Source organism: Chryseobacterium sp. CS2K3, from assembly GCF_059515185.1.
The window spans coordinates 138,000-153,439 of sequence record NZ_JCAKRW010000002.1; the positions used below are offsets into that span (position 1 = coordinate 138,000).

The 15,440-nt window shown below is 35.1% G+C and carries 14 protein-coding genes; 5 read left to right on the forward strand and 9 right to left on the reverse strand.

All coding sequences use genetic code 11. The features are described 5' to 3' along the window. Positions 1-2: 2 nt before the first annotated feature. From AC5YGG_RS03780 to AC5YGG_RS03795, 4 genes are all read right to left on the reverse strand, one after another. Positions 3-773 carry a TIGR02757 family protein gene (locus AC5YGG_RS03780; RefSeq protein ID WP_496143108.1) on the reverse strand — a complete coding sequence of 257 codons (771 nt, stop codon included), beginning with the start codon at positions 771-773 and terminating at the stop codon, positions 3-5. 6 nt (positions 774-779) lie between these two features. Beyond that, a complete protein-coding gene (locus AC5YGG_RS03785) occupies positions 780-1,694 on the reverse strand; it encodes a ribonuclease Z (RefSeq protein ID WP_496143109.1) in 915 nt (304 codons plus the stop codon). Positions 1,695-1,824: 130 nt separating this feature from the next. Continuing rightward, positions 1,825-2,412 (reverse strand): RdgB/HAM1 family non-canonical purine NTP pyrophosphatase, encoded by a 588-nt coding sequence (gene rdgB / locus AC5YGG_RS03790; RefSeq protein ID WP_496143111.1) that lies wholly within the window; start codon positions 2,410-2,412, stop codon positions 1,825-1,827. A 31-nt stretch (positions 2,413-2,443) separates the two neighbouring features. Further along, positions 2,444-3,274 (reverse strand): CPBP family intramembrane glutamic endopeptidase, encoded by an 831-nt coding sequence (locus AC5YGG_RS03795; RefSeq protein WP_496143113.1) that lies wholly within the window; start codon positions 3,272-3,274, stop codon positions 2,444-2,446. A gap of 96 nt (positions 3,275-3,370) precedes the next feature. Here AC5YGG_RS03795 and AC5YGG_RS03800 point away from each other — a divergent pair, with 96 nt between their 5' ends. From AC5YGG_RS03800 to AC5YGG_RS03815, 4 genes are all read left to right on the forward strand, one after another. Beyond that, a complete protein-coding gene (locus AC5YGG_RS03800; protein WP_496143114.1) occupies positions 3,371-4,084 on the forward strand; it encodes a hypothetical protein in 714 nt (237 codons plus the stop codon). Between the two features lie 7 nt (positions 4,085-4,091). Continuing rightward, positions 4,092-4,796, forward strand: a complete 705-nt coding sequence (locus AC5YGG_RS03805) for a hypothetical protein (RefSeq protein ID WP_496143115.1) — start codon at positions 4,092-4,094, stop codon at positions 4,794-4,796. Between the two features lie 192 nt (positions 4,797-4,988). Next, positions 4,989-6,584: a peptide chain release factor 3 gene (locus AC5YGG_RS03810; protein ID WP_496143116.1), complete on the forward strand. Its 1,596-nt coding sequence runs from the start codon at positions 4,989-4,991 to the stop codon at positions 6,582-6,584. Between the two features lie 241 nt (positions 6,585-6,825). After that, positions 6,826-7,761, forward strand: a complete 936-nt coding sequence (locus AC5YGG_RS03815) for a DUF4349 domain-containing protein (RefSeq protein WP_496143117.1) — start codon at positions 6,826-6,828, stop codon at positions 7,759-7,761. 367 nt (positions 7,762-8,128) lie between these two features. Here AC5YGG_RS03815 and AC5YGG_RS03820 read toward each other — a convergent pair whose 3' ends face one another. Together AC5YGG_RS03820 and AC5YGG_RS03825 are read right to left on the reverse strand one after the other, a co-directional pair. Then, positions 8,129-8,494, reverse strand: coding sequence for a hypothetical protein (locus AC5YGG_RS03820; RefSeq protein WP_076552860.1), 366 nt, complete (start codon positions 8,492-8,494; stop codon positions 8,129-8,131). Positions 8,495-8,516: 22 nt separating this feature from the next. Next, positions 8,517-9,656, reverse strand: coding sequence for an acyl-CoA dehydrogenase (locus tag AC5YGG_RS03825; protein WP_496143118.1), 1,140 nt, complete (start codon positions 9,654-9,656; stop codon positions 8,517-8,519). Positions 9,657-10,011: 355 nt separating this feature from the next. Here AC5YGG_RS03825 and AC5YGG_RS03830 point away from each other — a divergent pair, with 355 nt between their 5' ends. Next, entirely contained in the window at positions 10,012-11,790 is a 1,779-nt protein-coding gene (locus AC5YGG_RS03830) for an AMP-dependent synthetase/ligase (RefSeq protein ID WP_496143119.1), read from the forward strand. A 776-nt stretch (positions 11,791-12,566) separates the two neighbouring features. Here the strand turns inward: AC5YGG_RS03830 and AC5YGG_RS03835 are convergent. The 3 genes from AC5YGG_RS03835 to AC5YGG_RS03845 all read right to left on the reverse strand — a co-directional run bounded on the left by AC5YGG_RS03835 (position 12,567) and on the right by AC5YGG_RS03845 (position 15,411). Continuing rightward, positions 12,567-13,343 (reverse strand): zinc ribbon domain-containing protein, encoded by a 777-nt coding sequence (locus tag AC5YGG_RS03835; RefSeq protein WP_496143121.1) that lies wholly within the window; start codon positions 13,341-13,343, stop codon positions 12,567-12,569. Positions 13,344-13,345: 2 nt separating this feature from the next. Beyond that, complete coding sequence (locus AC5YGG_RS03840; protein ID WP_496143122.1) at positions 13,346-14,443, reverse strand: Nif3-like dinuclear metal center hexameric protein; 1,098 nt, start codon at positions 14,441-14,443, stop codon at positions 13,346-13,348. A gap of 119 nt (positions 14,444-14,562) precedes the next feature. Continuing rightward, complete coding sequence (locus tag AC5YGG_RS03845; protein WP_496143123.1) at positions 14,563-15,411, reverse strand: phage tail-like protein; 849 nt, start codon at positions 15,409-15,411, stop codon at positions 14,563-14,565. Between the last annotated feature and the right edge of the window lie 29 nt (positions 15,412-15,440).

The following is a 15,440-nucleotide window of genomic DNA, read 5'->3' on the forward strand; positions in this document are numbered from 1 at the left end:
TTTTACATAAGCTCTTTGGTTACTCCTAATCCGAACAAGGCGAAATCATATTTTGCCGGGTCTTTTTCATCAAATTTTCTAATAGCAATATCTAATTCTTCTACCGTTTTCCAGTCATTCTGTGTCCTTGAAACAAGCCCCAGCTTTCTTGAAATATTACCGGTATGCACATCCAATGGAATAGACAGGTATTTTTGATCAATATTTTCCCAGATTCCAAAATCTACGCCACGTTTATCTTTTCTTACCATCCATCTCAGGAACATGATAATTCTTTTCGCGGATGAATTTTTATAAGGCGAGCTGATATGTTTGTGGCTTCTGTGCTTTTCAGTTTCCAGAAAACCAGTCCTAAACCTTTCTATAGCATGGAGAAAATTAATTTCTGAATCTTTTACTTCAAACAGGTTCTCCAGACTTTCATTTTCTTTATAGATCCTGTTAAATTGTTTAATAAAATAAGAAAAATCCTGTCCGTTAAAGGTTCTGTGAATGCTTTTATCCTGAATATCTTTCAAATCTTTTTCAGAATAGTTCAGCACAAAATCATAGGGTGAATTGCCCATGATTTCGAGCATTTTATTAGCAGAATTAATGATCGATTTTCTATTTCCCCAGGAAATGGTTGCAGCAAGAAATCCTGCAATTTCAATGTCCTGCTTTACTGAAAAACGGTGTGGAATCTGTATCGGATCATTCTCAATAAAATCGGGAGCATTATACTGATCAGCCTTTTCATCAAGAAAACTTCTTAATTCTTCAAATTTCAGCATATTTATCTAAATTTTTACACTTTCCAAAGCCTTCGGTAAGAATGAATTTGGAAAGATATTTCTCGCTTCATCGGTAAATACGGTTAAATCTGCATATCTGTTTGAAAAATGCCCAAGGATCAGTTTTCCCACCTGAGCTTTCTGAGCAATTGTTGCAGCTTCCAGTGCAGTAGTATGTCCTGTGTAATCTGCCATTTCTTTTAAATCATGCAAAAATGTGGACTCGTGATAGAGAACCGTTGCATTTTTAATGATCGGAATTACCGATTCAAGATATCTGGTATCACTACAAAATGCATAAGATACAGACGGAGCCGGATCAATCGTCAGAATTTCATTTTTCAGAACATAGCCATCACTTAATACAAAGTCTTTTCCAGCTTTGATGTTGTGATAATCACAGCTTTCAATTTCGCTGTATTTAGCAATTTCCTTCATATTAAGATGTCTGTCTTTCGGCTTTTCCTTAAAAAGATAACCGTTACAGTAAATCCTGTGATCCAAAGGAATAGTATATACTTCTACTCTATTATCTTCGTAAATTTTTTCGGAATAATCTTTATCCAGCTCATGATACACCACTTCAAAACCGCGATGTGTTTCTGTGATCTGAAATATCGTTTCCATCATTTTTTTTATTCCTTTCGGACCATATACATGCAATGGATTTTCTCTTCCTAAAAGACGAAACGAAGCAATAAGCCCGGGAAGCCCGAAGCAATGATCCCCATGAAGATGCGAAATAAAAATATGGTTGATTTTTGAAAATCTTGCCTTTGCTTTTCTCAGCTGTACCTGTGTACCTTCTCCGCAATCAATCAGGAAGTGTCTTTCTTCCATTTCCAGCAGCTGAGCCGTTGGTGAAGAATTGATGGTAGGAATCGCCGAGTTAAAACCTAGTATTGTTAAATAAGTACTCAAATCAATAATTTATGATAAACAAATGTACGACAGAAAATTGAAAACGTATATTTTACCTTCAGATTTAAAAGGATAAGCATACAAAGCCACTTCTCTTCTTAAAGAAATGGTTTTGTATAATCTGCTTCTGTTATTCAGCAACCTTTAAAAAATCCATAAACAGATCTAATGCCTGCTTACGGTGGCTGATTTTATTTTTATCTTCAGGATTCATTTCTGCGAAGGTTTTTTCATGCCCTTCAGGAACAAAAATAGGATCATATCCGAATCCTTTGAAACCTTTATTTTCAGTCAGCAGATTTCCATGAACTCTACCTTCAAAGTATTGGGCTCCGTTTTCGTCATAATAACATAAAACGGTCACAAAATAAGCTTTTCTGTTCTCTATCCCAGTCATTTCCTCCAATACCTTTTCGATATTTTTAGCAAAATCATGGTCTCCTGCATAACGTGCCGAGAAAATTCCCGGTCTTCCATCTAAAGACTCCACTACTAAACCACTGTCATCCCCTAAACTTGGAACTCCTGTTTTTTCAAAACAATATTTTGCCTTGATTAAAGCATTGGCATGAAAAGAATCTCCATCTTCTACAATCTCCTCATGAATATTGTAGTCCGTAAGGCTTTTCACGATACAATCATTTCCTAAAATCTGTTGAATCTCTTCTTTTTTATGTTCGTTGTGTGTGGCTACCAATAATTCCATGTCTATATTCATTTTCAATTTTACTTTTTTAGCTGATATTCACTTAAATTTCAGAGTAATGCACTTTATATTTCTTCATAAAAAGATAGTAAAACAGGGAAAAAAGTATTAATCCTGCTGCCAATATAAGCCATTCTGAAACATTAAAAACTTTTGCAAAACTCTCTTCCTTACCATACAGCACCAGCAATGACAACGTAAGGTTGTTAAACGCGTGCAGTAATATAGGCATCAGTAAAGATTTTGTTTTATGATACACCAATCCCAGAACACATCCCAGCATGACAGCGCTGATGAACTGCCAAGGATTTCCATGTACTATTCCAAAGATAATGGCAGCATATAAAATAGCTTTCCAGGGTTCGGTTCCTTTATTGATCAATCCTTTCTGAATGATTCCTCTGAATATAACTTCCTCAAAAACAGGTGCCAAAATTACGGTCATAATGATCATAATAACAGGATCATCCGTCAATTGGCTCATTAATTGGGTAAAATATTCATAAAAATCACCGAAGAACGGTCCTGAAGTCGGGATTAAGGAGGTAATAAACTCTGAAATAAACATCATTCCCGCCATCATTGGGAAAATGAGAAGATAGGTATAAAAATTAACTGAAGAAAGGTTAAAATTAAGTTTCTTTTGAGTTGTTCTTCTTACAATAAAGAAATCGAAGAAAGCAATTGCTGTAACGAAACCTACAGAATTGGCAACCATCAGAAACCAATCTTTAAGCTCAATATTTTCCCTAAAAACTACTTTCCAAAAAGCACTGAATAAAGAAACAGCCATTGTTCCTACCAATAATCCTACCACTAAAGTAACAGCACCCCACCATGTGAAAGTAAACTTCGGATACCTGCTTTTTTCCATTCTTATGTTCTGTAAAAGTTTATTGAAACAAAGATAATTTTTTTGATTGCTACAGGCAACTAAAAAAGAAAATACTTAAATTAGCCCTTCTTTGCCATGAATATCACAAAAACCAATACAGAAGCTATATTTCCAAGCATTGAATCTAAAATTAACAGATTCTCTACTTTTGTGCTGCAGATCATATTTTTTGGAATCGTTTTTTCCTTTTTCTGTCTTTTTGTACTTGGACCCATTTATGGAATTTATAAAAGAGGACTGGAAGACATCCTTGCCACCGCATTGATCTGTTGGAGTATTTCACTCTTGGTTTTAATTCCCGTTATCCGGCATTATATCATCAGAAGAAAGAATATTACCAATAAAATTGTAGTAGACAGCTCCGGACTTTTATTTTACAATTCAAAAAATGAAATCGTACGGCAGATATTATATACAGAGCTTCAGCCTTCAAAGCAGAATTTTGATATTTATACCGTAACACCAATAGGTTCAAGTATGATTCCTTTATTGGAAGTTACTGTGCAGCAAGAGAAAAAAAGTCTAGAAACCCAACGTATTGATATTAATCTGCCTCTTCATGTTGTAAAAAATAAATTTACCTTACACGCCCACTTTATGCACGGGATATCAATTTTTCGTCCGGATTTAAAAATAGATCCGATGGCGCTCAGAAGTTTCTCTATTGATCCCGAGACATGGAAAGTTAATAAAAGAAAAGGGATTTCATCAGGTGGCTGGGTTTTAATTCTTACCGCCCTTATTATTAGTGGTATTATTATAGGAATTCCATTTTTATTATCCAAATAGCATAGATATGGTAGAAAAGTTCCAGACGGTCACCTCTAAAATTAATAAAACAATCACTTATCTTCTGATGGGAATGATATGGGTGGTTGTCCTCATTATTGTTGTCATCATTGGAGTTATTTCCGAAAATATATATAGCCACTTTAAAGGCTATTTACAAAATGAGCCCGGTATTTTGTGCATCCTTATTTTTGCCCAGCTTTTATTAGTTTTTTGTTTTGCAGCTCTGGTCATGGGTTTAACCTACCGGAAAAAAGAACACATCCGAAAAGCCGTTATAGATAAACGAGGGATCACTTTTTATAGTAATTCAGGCAATATTATCGATACTATTTTATATTATGATCTCCAACGGGCTAAAAATGGATCATATGACGCTTATATCTACAGCGTAGGAGTAAAATATCCCAAAACGTATTTGAACATATATCTTAAAAATCCATCGGGTGAAACGGTAATGACTCCTATAGATTTCAACTTTGAGTATGTTATTCTGAGTAATCAGTTTGAAATGTACCGCCAGTTTTTAAGGGGAATCCAGTGCTTCCGACCCGATCTGAGGATAAGCCCGCAAACGATTGAACACTATAGCCTTACTCCTGACTTTCCGCCGGTAAAAGATAATCGTCTGTTTGAATATCTTGTAGCCATTCTTTTTACGTTTGCCATTGTTGCGTTAATTTATTCTATTTCGCTGCTCATATGGCGTTAAACAATATAGAGAAGCTCGTTGTACAATTCTATTTACAAAGTAAAACAGACCGCGATAAAAGGGAAAATCTCCTTATCATTTCTTCTTTTACCTGCTATTATCAATCTCTCTTTTTCCCTTGATTAATATTGTCTTCATTTAAATTTGAAAACCTCATAAAAAATCACGATTTTTGCAAATTCAAAATACGATATGTCAGACTTAATCAAAGAAATACAAAAAAGAAAGACCTTCGGGATCATTTCCCACCCGGATGCCGGAAAAACGACTCTTACGGAAAAGCTTCTTCTTTTCGGGGGGGCAATCCAGGAAGCGGGTGCGGTAAAATCCAACAAAATAAAAAAAGGGGCTACCTCCGACTTTATGGAAATTGAAAGACAGAGAGGAATCTCCGTGGCAACTTCCGTATTGGCTTTTGAATATAGAGACCATAAAATAAATATCCTCGATACTCCCGGTCACAAAGACTTTGCTGAAGATACTTACAGAACTTTAACGGCTGTAGACTCGGTAATTGTTGTTATTGACGTTGCAAAAGGGGTTGAGGAACAGACTGAGAAATTGGTTCAGGTTTGTAGAATGAGAAACATTCCGATGTTAGTATTCATCAATAAACTTGACCGTGAGGGTAAAGATGCTTTCGATCTTTTGGATGAAGTGGAGCAGAAATTAGGGTTAACGGTTTGTCCGCTTTCTCTACCAATTGGAATGGGAAGTGACTTTCAGGGGATCTATAATATCTGGGAAAATAACATCCAGCTATTCCTGGAAGAAAAAAAGCAGAAAGTTGGAGATTCTATTAAGTTTGATGATATCAATGACACTTCAATAGATGATGTAATTGGTGAAAAAGCAGCAGCAACTTTAAGAGAAGAGCTTGACTTAATCCAGTCTGTATATCCTGAATTTAATCGTGATGATTATATGAAAGGTGATCTTCAGCCGGTTTTCTTTGGTTCTGCCCTGAATAATTTTGGAGTTCGTGAATTATTGGATGCTTTCATTGATATTGCTCCGATGCCACAACCAAAAGAGAGTGATCTTCGTATGGTAAAACCTGAAGAAAATACTTTCACAGGATTTGTTTTCAAGATCCATGCGAATATGGACCCTAAACACAGAGACAGATTAGCTTTCGTAAAAATTGTTTCCGGAACATTCAGAAGAAATGAAAACTACCTATTGGTAAGAGAAAATAAAAAGATGAAATTTTCTTCTCCAAATGCTTTCTTTGCTGATAAAAAAGAAGTTGTGGAAGAAAGTTTCCCTGGAGACATTGTAGGACTTCATGATACGGGAAGTTTCAGAATCGGTGATACTTTGACAGGTGGTGAAAAGCTAAGTTTCAAAGGTATTCCAAGCTTCTCTCCGGAGCACTTCCGTTATATCAATAATAATGACCCGCTTAAAGCTAAGCAATTGGCAAAAGGTATTGATCAGCTGATGGATGAAGGAGTTGCTCAGTTATTCACCCTTGAAATGAACGGAAGAAAGATCATCGGAACTGTTGGAGCGCTTCAGTATGAAGTTATTCAATATCGTTTAGAGCACGAATATGGTGCAAAATGTACTTATGAACCTCTTTCTATGCACAAGGCATGTTGGGTAGAAGCTGATGAGAAATCAGAAGAATTTAAAGAGTTTGCAAGATTGAAACAAAGATTCCTTGCCAGAGATAAATACAACCAATTGGTATTCTTAGCAGATTCTTCTTTCACGATTCACATGACTCAGGAGAAATTCCCGAATGTGAAGCTTCACTTTATCAGTGAATTCAGAGAGCATTAATTAAAGCAAAAAAGTTAAATTGCTAAAAATACAGATCCGCAGATTTTTTCTGCGGATTTTTTTATGATCTATGGTCAGTAAACAAACAAATGCTGTATAAAAAACGATTTGTAAAACTCTTGTAAAACAAATACAAACAACTGAAAATCTATCAATTACAATTTTACGATTATAATACATTCCATTTACAAGCAGTACAAAGACTTCATAACTAATTTTACTTCATCAAAAAATAAACGTTATGAAAAAGTTCATATTACTCATTGCTATATCAAGCACATTTATCATGTGTCAAAAAGGTAATTCTTCAAAATCTGAGATAGAAGGAGCCCTTCACAATTTAGACAGTACAGCAACTGCAACCACAGACGCAGTTGATAACGCTACGAAAACAGCTAATCAAGTTCTTGATTCTGCAGGTATCAGAATAAAGGATATTGAAGGGGCTAAAAACGATATTCAGGATAAGATAGAAAGTACTTCTAAAATGGTAGATTCCTTATCAGAAAAGATTGCATCTGCTAAACTGGAGTCAAAAATTGAGAAAAAAGATTCTACAGCAGCTGAAAAATCTGAAAAAATTGTTGTCAATGTTCCAGCTCCTAAAGTCATTAAAGAAACTAAAGTAGTTTATAAAGAAAAGCCTAAAAACGACAGCTACGAACTGAATGTTCCTAAAGATAAAATGGTAAAAACAGGATATCTTGTCATCCGTGCAGACAATGCAGAAACTGTAAAGGAAATCATTAAAGACGAAGCTCTTAAGAATAATGGCTATATTAAAAGTGAAAATCAATCTTATATTGAATCGGCAAGCTACCGTGAAGAAAACCAAAAAATTTACAGCATCGATATCAAAGTTCCGATTCAGCATTTTGATGGTTTAATGGAAGCTATCAATTCGAATGTAGGAGATATTGAAACTAAAGACGTACAGGTTTCCGGACGTACTTATGCTGATAATACAATTTGTAATATTAGTGTGAACATCACCGATAAAACTGAAATTGAAAAAGAGCCTAAAACCTTTGGTGGAAAATCACTGGCTGCAATAGAATCAGGATGGGATGTTATTACATCTGTTTTTCTTTTTCTTCTTCCTCTATGGCCTGTATTTATAATTGGAGGAGCGGGATATTACTTCTATCAAAAGAAAAAAAGCAATGTTTCGAAATAAAGATTTTCAATAGATTTCAAAGTCCATCCTGAGGGTGGATTTTTTGTTTCTAAGAATAAGGAATGTGATAGGTAATGATGATGGAAAATAAATTCCGGCTAAAGCCTATGGATTCAGATAATTTATTTTGAGCAGGCTAAAGCTCACTCCTATTGATGTTGAGATCAAATAGAAAATTGGTATTTGAAAAAATGCATGGATGAGATTCTTACAGGATGACAAAATCGGGTAATATAAACCTATGATAGAGAGAAGCCTTTAATTGATATAGAGATATTGAAATTTAACAGAAACACCCTTTATTGCTTATTATTCATTACTTATTACTCATAAAAAAGGCTTCCAATAAAATTGGAAGCCTTTCAAATTATTTCATATTCACTACTTTGTCTACAACAAATTTTGTGTTTCCTCTCCATGGAAGTGCGCCATTGTATTCTTTGTAATGGAGATCAAAGGTTTTACCACTGTTTGTTTCCAATTGTTTGAAAACTTCCGGGTCATCTACAGAAAATTCAAACTCATAGCTTGTAATAGTTCCTGTTTTACCTTTTCCAAATCCTTCCTGAATCAATTTACCTTCATAGGTTTTGAAGACGTAGCCTTTTTTCATGGCATAGTTCAGGTATCCGGATTTTACGCCTTCTCCGAAAACGAAGAAGTACTTATACCATACAAATACTCCTAACAATAGCAGTACGACACCGAGGGTAATCCACAAAGATTTTTTCATAGGGAGTGTGTTTTGTTAATTTTTATTTTGCGATACTTCTGGAGATCACGATTTTCTGGATTTCAGAAGTTCCTTCGTAGATCTGAGTGATTTTTGCATCTCTCATTAATCTTTCTACGTGGTATTCTTTCACATATCCATATCCACCGTGAATCTGAACAGCTTCAATAGTAGTATCCATTGCAACTTGAGAAGAATATAATTTTGCCATAGCTCCGCTTTCAGAGATATCTTTTCCTGCATCTTTCTCACAAGCTGCTTTGAAACATAGCATTCTTGCTGCCGTGATCTGAGTAGCCATATCTGCTAATTTGAATGCGATAGCCTGGTGGTTGATGATTTCAGTTTTAAATGCTTTTCTTGTCTTAGCATATTTCAAAGCCAATTCATAAGCACCAGAAGCGATACCTAAAGCCTGAGAAGCAATACCGATTCTTCCTCCGTTCAATACAGCCATTGCAAAATTGAAACCAAATCCGTCAGCACCAATTCTGTTTTCTTTTGGAACTTTTACGTTGTTGAAGATCAAAGAGTGTGTATCACTTCCTCTGATTCCCAATTTATCTTCTTTTGGTCCGATTTCAAAACCTTCCCATCCTCTTTCTACGATGAAAGCATTGATTCCTTTATGCTTTTTCTCAGGATCTGTCTGTGCAATTACGATATAGTAAGAAGCAGTTCCTCCATTCGTAATCCAGTTTTTGATCCCATTTAAAAGGTAATAATCTCCTTTGTCTTCAGCAGTTGTTTTCTGAGAAGTTGCATCAGAACCAGCTTCCGGCTCAGATAAAGCAAATGCTCCGATCACTTGTCCGCTTGCCAATGGAGTAAGATATTTTACTTTTTGTTCTTCTGAAGCAAACTTTTCAAGACCGGCACAAACCAATGAGTTGTTTACAGACATTACAACCGCAGCAGATGCATCTACTTTTGCAATCTCCTCCATTGCCAGCACGTAAGAAACGCTGTCCATACCTGCTCCTCCGTATTTTGGGTCAACCATCATACCTAACAGTCCCATTTCACCCATTTTCTTCACCTGCTCAACAGGGAATTTCTGGTCACGGTCTCTTTCAATAACTCCAGGTAATAGTTCGTTTTGTGCAAAATCTCTTGCCGCCTGCTGAATCATCAGCTGTTCTTCCGATAAATTAAAGTCCATAAAAAAAATAATTAGATAGCCGTAAATTTACACTTTTTAAGCAAATCTGAAAAAATAAATTAGAATGCGTAAAATGGCTGTAATAAAGGAACATGGAAATATATAGAATTCGATATAAAAGATTCAGGATATTAAGATAAAATATCAACTATATAATTCGTCTTATTTAATAAAAAACAGAGAATATCTCTAAAAAAAGGAATCTAATTATTCTTATGTTTTGCACTGTGTGGCACCCCTTATGATACAATATATTATGGTAGACATTGAACTTATTTCTAATTATTGCATTCAGAGGTCTAAAATTAAAAAAAATGCTTATATTTAAATTTCTTTATAAATTATTTAAAAAATCATGACGATCAAGAGATTATTCGATATTCCGCACTACGCTTTAGAAAAATATCCTAAAACGGATATGTTTGTAACAAAGTATCAGGGTGAATGGAAAAAAACTTCTACTCAGGAGTTTATTAATGAGGGAAATAAGATATCCAGAGGATTATTGAAGCTAGGAATAAAACCTGGTGATAAGATTGCTTTGATTACTACCAATTCCCGTACGGAATGGGCAATTATGGATTTCGGGCTTTCACAGATCGGAGTGGTTTCAGTACCGGTTTATCCAAGTATTTCTCCGGAAGACTATGAATTTATATTCAATAATGCAGAAATACAGTATTGCTTTGTTTCAGACAAAGAGCTTCTTAATAAAGTGATGAAAGTAAAGCATAATATCCCTAGCTTACAGGGAATATTTACTTTTGATAAAATAAGCGGGGCTGCCAACTGGAGCGAAATTATTGATCTTGGTGAAGATGAATCTACCCAGATTGAGGTGGAAGACCTTTCCAATGCGATCAATACAGAAGATCTTGCCACTATTATCTATACCTCCGGAACTACCGGAAGACCAAAAGGAGTTATGCTTACTCACAATAATATTGTTTCCAATGTATTGGGATCAATTCCTAGAATTCCTAAGAAAAAAAGCCTTGATTATAAGGAAACAAGAGCATTAAGCTTCCTCCCTATCTGTCATATTTTTGAAAGGATGCTTTTCTACCTTTATCAATACAATGGTTTTTCTCTTTATTTCGCTGAAAGCATCGAAAAAATGGGTGAAAACGTAAAAGAAGTAAAGCCCCACTACATGACCGTAGTTCCAAGACTGGTGGAAAAAGTATATGATAAAATTTATAATACAGGTTCTTCTGCGGGAGGTTTAAAGTCTAAAATATTCTTCTGGGCACTCAACTTAATCAGTAAAAAGAAAACCATTTCAAAACCATCCGGAATTCAGGAACTGATTGCAGATAAGCTTGTATTTTCTAAATGGAGAGAGGGTTTAGGAGGAGAAATTATCACTTTGGTTTCCGGATCAGCGGCATTATCTACAAGACTGAATTTAATGTTTCAGAACGCAGGAATCCCGATTTTGGAAGGTTATGGATTAACAGAAACTTCTCCTGTAATTGCAGTGAACAGTTTTGAAAAAATGAGAGTAGGAACGGTAGGTGTTCCGTTAGATAACTTACAGGTCAAAATTCAGGAAGATGGTGAAATCACTGTTAAAGGTCCATCTGTTTTCAAAGGCTATTTCCAAAACGACGAGATGACAAAAGAAGCATTTACAAGTGACGGATTCTTTAAAACAGGAGATATCGGACATATCGACAGTGACGGATTTTTACAGATCACTGACCGTAAAAAAGAAATGTTTAAAACTTCAGGTGGAAAATACATAGCTCCTCAAACCATTGAAAATCTGGCAAAAGCTTCGAAGTTCATCGAACAGATCATGGTAGTAGGTGATGGCGAAAAAATGCCTTGTGCACTCGTACAACCTGATTTTGAATTCGCAAAAAGCTGGGCAATGAGAAATAATCTTTCTATTGGTTCCACACCACAAGAAATTGCAAAAAGTCCTGAACTGAAGCAAAGAATTGAAAAGGAAATGGATGGCATCAATGAACATCTTGGAAACTGGGAAAAGATTAAAAAGATAGAATTGACTCCTGAAGTTTGGAGTATTGAATCCGGACTTCTTACTCCTACATTGAAACTGAAGAGAAAAGCAGTGAAAGAGAAGTTTATTGCGCTTTACAATAAAATGTATGATCATCATGAATAAAATAAAAAACCGCTTCAAATTGTGAAGCGGTTTTTTTGTGGTTTTTGACTTTTAATGATATTAAATTTTGGCTAAAGCCGATGGAGTTTCTTATTGTTATAATGGACTAAAGCCCATTTCTATTGAATTTATTTTCTTGTTGGTTTTAATATTTTTCATTTTCATTGCTATGACAAAGTAGTTCTGGATCAAACGCAAAAGTTGTGGGGCTTAGAATATTTAGATCATTTTAATTTTAAAATTTAACGCAAAGGATTTCTACTATCTGGTGTTATATTTTAGGAAGCAAAGGTTGATATCAATTGTATTGATTCTTTCTAAGCGTACGCGTATCTACATCGCTTCATCAGCGACTTTTGTCGCTTCCTTAGCTCTCTTATCAATAATCAATTCCATCATGTCTTTGCGTTTATAGAAATTAAGTATAAAGCTTAGAGGAGTAAAAAGATAATTTGTTTTTTTCTTCAGATTAACAAAACTTTTTGCGTAGCCCTCAACTTTTGCTCCTGATCCGTAGTTCTCTTATTAATACAATCACCCCATTTATTGGATTGGTTTTAGACAATATTTATTTGCTATTAACATTGTTATCATTCAAAATTTAAAATATATTATTTATAACGAGGTTTAGATTCCTACGGAATAACAAAAAGCACATGCTATTTTTATCAATGAATACCGCTATTTGCTAATAATATTTTTATAATCTGTGTTGAATAAAAATAAAAAAAGCTGTCTCAATATGAAACAGCTTTTGTATTGTTGAAAATCAATAATTAGAATTTAATTACGGATTTCATTCTTTCGTTTTCTTCCATTACCAACTCATCGTCAACAAGGATTTTTCCAGAGTGCTCATCAATAATGATTTTCTTTCTCTGAGCAATTTCCATTTGCTTTTGTGGTGGAATTGTGAAGAAAGATCCTTTTGGAGCTCCTCTTTCTAATCCTACTACCGCAAGACCGTTGATAGAGTTTGTTCTGATTCTGTTGTAAGAAGCTAATAATCTTTCGTCGATTTTACCAGCGAATTCTTTAGATTGCTCTAATAAATATTCTTCTTCTTTTTGAGTTTCAGAGATAAGACCATCTAGTTCTTCTTTCTTGAATTTCAAGTGGCTTTTTAAATCGTTGATTTTTCCATTCAGCTCGCTTAAAGTTTCATTTTTGTGAGCAATTTTAGCTCCGAATTCTTTAATTCTCTTTTCAGCAAGTTGGATTTCCAGATCCTGGAATTCGATTTCTTTCCCTAATGCTTCAAACTCTTTATTGTTTCTTACGTTATCCTGCTGAGACTTGTATTTCTCAATTAAAGTTTTTGCATGGTTAATAACTTCATGCTTTGTTTTGATCTGATCTTCCTGATCTTTGATATCTGCATGAAATTTTTCAGCTCTTTTTTCAAGACCTTCAATCTCGATTTCAAGATCTTCAACTTCAATTGGCAATTCTCCTCTAGTATTTCGGATTTCATCCAATCTTGAATCAATGATCTGTAAATCGTATAAAGCTCTTAATTTTTCTTCAACTGAAATATCGTTGGTTTTTGCCATATTTAAATGAAATAATTTACTGGGTTTGTTTTTTCAATAGATTTTGAAATTGCAAATGTACTAAATTTTTGTGATAAAATTTCAAATAATTGTTGACTTACAAATTGTTCTGATTCATAATGTCCTATATCGCAGATTAGCATTTTAGACTCGGCAAGAAAATAGTCGTGGTATTTAAGATCTCCGGTAAGGTAAGCATCACATTTCTTGGCAACTGCAGATCGGATTCCACTGGCACCAGAACCTCCAAGAACCCCTACTCTTTTAATTTTTTTGTTATTAAAAGCCGAGTGTTTAATAACTTTCAAACCAAATTTTTCCTTCACAAATTTCAGGAAATCCTGTTCTTCCATTTCTACTTCCAATTCGCCATACATTCCCAAACCGGCATGATGATTCTTGTTATCAAGGCTATACACCTGATAAGCGACTTCTTCATAGGGATGGACAGCTTTCATTACACCGATGATCTGTCCTTCTTTAGGAGTTTCAAAAATTACAGAGATCATATCTTCATCGGCATTTTCCCGAATATTCTGCTGTCCTGAAAATGGATTTGAGCCTTCAATTGGTCTGAATGTTCCATTTCCATTGACTGTAAAACTGCATTCATCATAAAAACCTATACTTCCCGCTCCTGCAGAAAACATCGCTTCTTTTACTTTTTCGGAATAATCTTTAGGTACAAAGACTGTCAGTTGTTTTAAGTTATTCTCTTTTGGCTGTAGAATTTTCATATTCTTTAGCCCCAGCTGACTGCATATTCCATGGTTTACCCCGAAAAAATCATTATCAAAAGCAGTATGAATGGCATAGATCGCAATTTTATTTTCAATAGCTTTTAAAACGGCTCTTTCTACATAATTTTTTCCTGTTAAAGATTTCAGCCCGGAAAATATGATAGGATGAAAACATACAATCAGATTGCATCCTTTCTCAATGGCTTCTTCTACTACATTTTCCAATGCATCATGACAAACCAGAATTCCGGATACCTCGCGGTCCCGAACCCCGCATAATAATCCTACATTATCAAAATCTTCTGCCTGCCTGATGCTTATTTCCTCTTCTATTTTTGAAATTACAGTTTTTAGCTTCATTACTCTATATTTTACAGTACGGCGAAGATATTAATTTTACGAATATTCATAAAAATTTATCTGGTAATAAAAAAGCCGGACCTTGCGGACCGACTTAATCTTAATCATAAAAAATTGTTCTAGTCTTTGAACAGGGATACTCTCGTAAAAGATTCTACAATGACATTACAGCCTGTGTCTGATTCTAAAAAAAGCTGATATCCCTTTCCTGGTGCTAAACTGGCAGGGTCTGCAATGGTATAGAAATAAAATGTTAGCAGCTTTCCGGAACCACTGGAACCGCTTGGAAGAAGCTGAATTGAATTTACTTCAAACCCTGAATCGGGATTCAAAAATGTAGCCTTAACTGATCCTGATGAATTGGATCCGGGAATGACATTGGCAATGAGTCTCCAAACATGTACCTGCCCTGAAATTTCATTTTCCCTCCATTTTCCGGATGTATTATCATAGATATTTGCAGTAAGCCCAGGAAAAGGGACTGTTGTTTCAGGCCAGCTTGTAGTAGGGCTTGCTGCAAACATCAATGGTGTTGCGTAAAGTACCTGCTGTCTTGGACCGTATGTATTTCCTGACGCCACTAAATTGAGGGAAGGTTTTGCATTTGCGTTTCCAGAATTCACTTTAACGACACCGTCATTACCAGCCTGAGAGGATGTGGGAACAAAAAGCTGTCTCCAGAGGGTACCGTCCCAATACTGGAAGTTATTAGTTGTCGTATTAAAAATAAGGGTTCCTGCGGTAAGATTAGCATTGACAACACCTGCAGGCGGCACTGTTAAAACGTCATTATCAGCAAGGTTGGTATCTCTGTCTGCATCGGTAAGACGGGGAATAAGAATACCTTTCTGATTGGATACGATATCTAGTATTGTAGCTCCATTAGGAGATGTTGTATTAATCCCAACCTGAGCATACGAAAGACCATATACTAAAATCGGAATAAACGTGGTTAATAATTTTCTCATGATCGTACTTTTTGTAGTATAAAATTACA

What these genes read in the sequence shown, in the direction of transcription:
- AC5YGG_RS03780 (WP_496143108.1), bottom strand. Translation starts at nt 773, where the DNA reads ATGCTGAAATTTGAAGAATTAAGAAGTTTTCTTGATGAAAAGGCTGAT.
- rdgB (WP_496143111.1), bottom strand. Translation starts at nt 2,412, where the DNA reads ATGAATATAGACATGGAATTATTGGTAGCCACACACAACGAACATAAA.
- AC5YGG_RS03795 (WP_496143113.1), bottom strand. Translation starts at nt 3,274, where the DNA reads ATGGAAAAAAGCAGGTATCCGAAGTTTACTTTCACATGGTGGGGTGCT.
- AC5YGG_RS03800 (WP_496143114.1), top strand. Translation starts at nt 3,371, where the DNA reads ATGAATATCACAAAAACCAATACAGAAGCTATATTTCCAAGCATTGAA.
- AC5YGG_RS03805 (WP_496143115.1), top strand. Translation starts at nt 4,092, where the DNA reads ATGGTAGAAAAGTTCCAGACGGTCACCTCTAAAATTAATAAAACAATC.
- AC5YGG_RS03810 (WP_496143116.1), top strand. Translation starts at nt 4,989, where the DNA reads ATGTCAGACTTAATCAAAGAAATACAAAAAAGAAAGACCTTCGGGATC.
- AC5YGG_RS03815 (WP_496143117.1), top strand. Translation starts at nt 6,826, where the DNA reads ATGAAAAAGTTCATATTACTCATTGCTATATCAAGCACATTTATCATG.
- AC5YGG_RS03820 (WP_076552860.1), bottom strand. Translation starts at nt 8,494, where the DNA reads ATGAAAAAATCTTTGTGGATTACCCTCGGTGTCGTACTGCTATTGTTA.
- AC5YGG_RS03825 (WP_496143118.1), bottom strand. Translation starts at nt 9,656, where the DNA reads ATGGACTTTAATTTATCGGAAGAACAGCTGATGATTCAGCAGGCGGCA.
- AC5YGG_RS03830 (WP_496143119.1), top strand. Translation starts at nt 10,012, where the DNA reads ATGACGATCAAGAGATTATTCGATATTCCGCACTACGCTTTAGAAAAA.
- AC5YGG_RS03835 (WP_496143121.1), bottom strand. Translation starts at nt 13,343, where the DNA reads ATGGCAAAAACCAACGATATTTCAGTTGAAGAAAAATTAAGAGCTTTA.
- AC5YGG_RS03840 (WP_496143122.1), bottom strand. Translation starts at nt 14,443, where the DNA reads ATGAAGCTAAAAACTGTAATTTCAAAAATAGAAGAGGAAATAAGCATC.
- AC5YGG_RS03845 (WP_496143123.1), bottom strand. Translation starts at nt 15,411, where the DNA reads ATGAGAAAATTATTAACCACGTTTATTCCGATTTTAGTATATGGTCTT.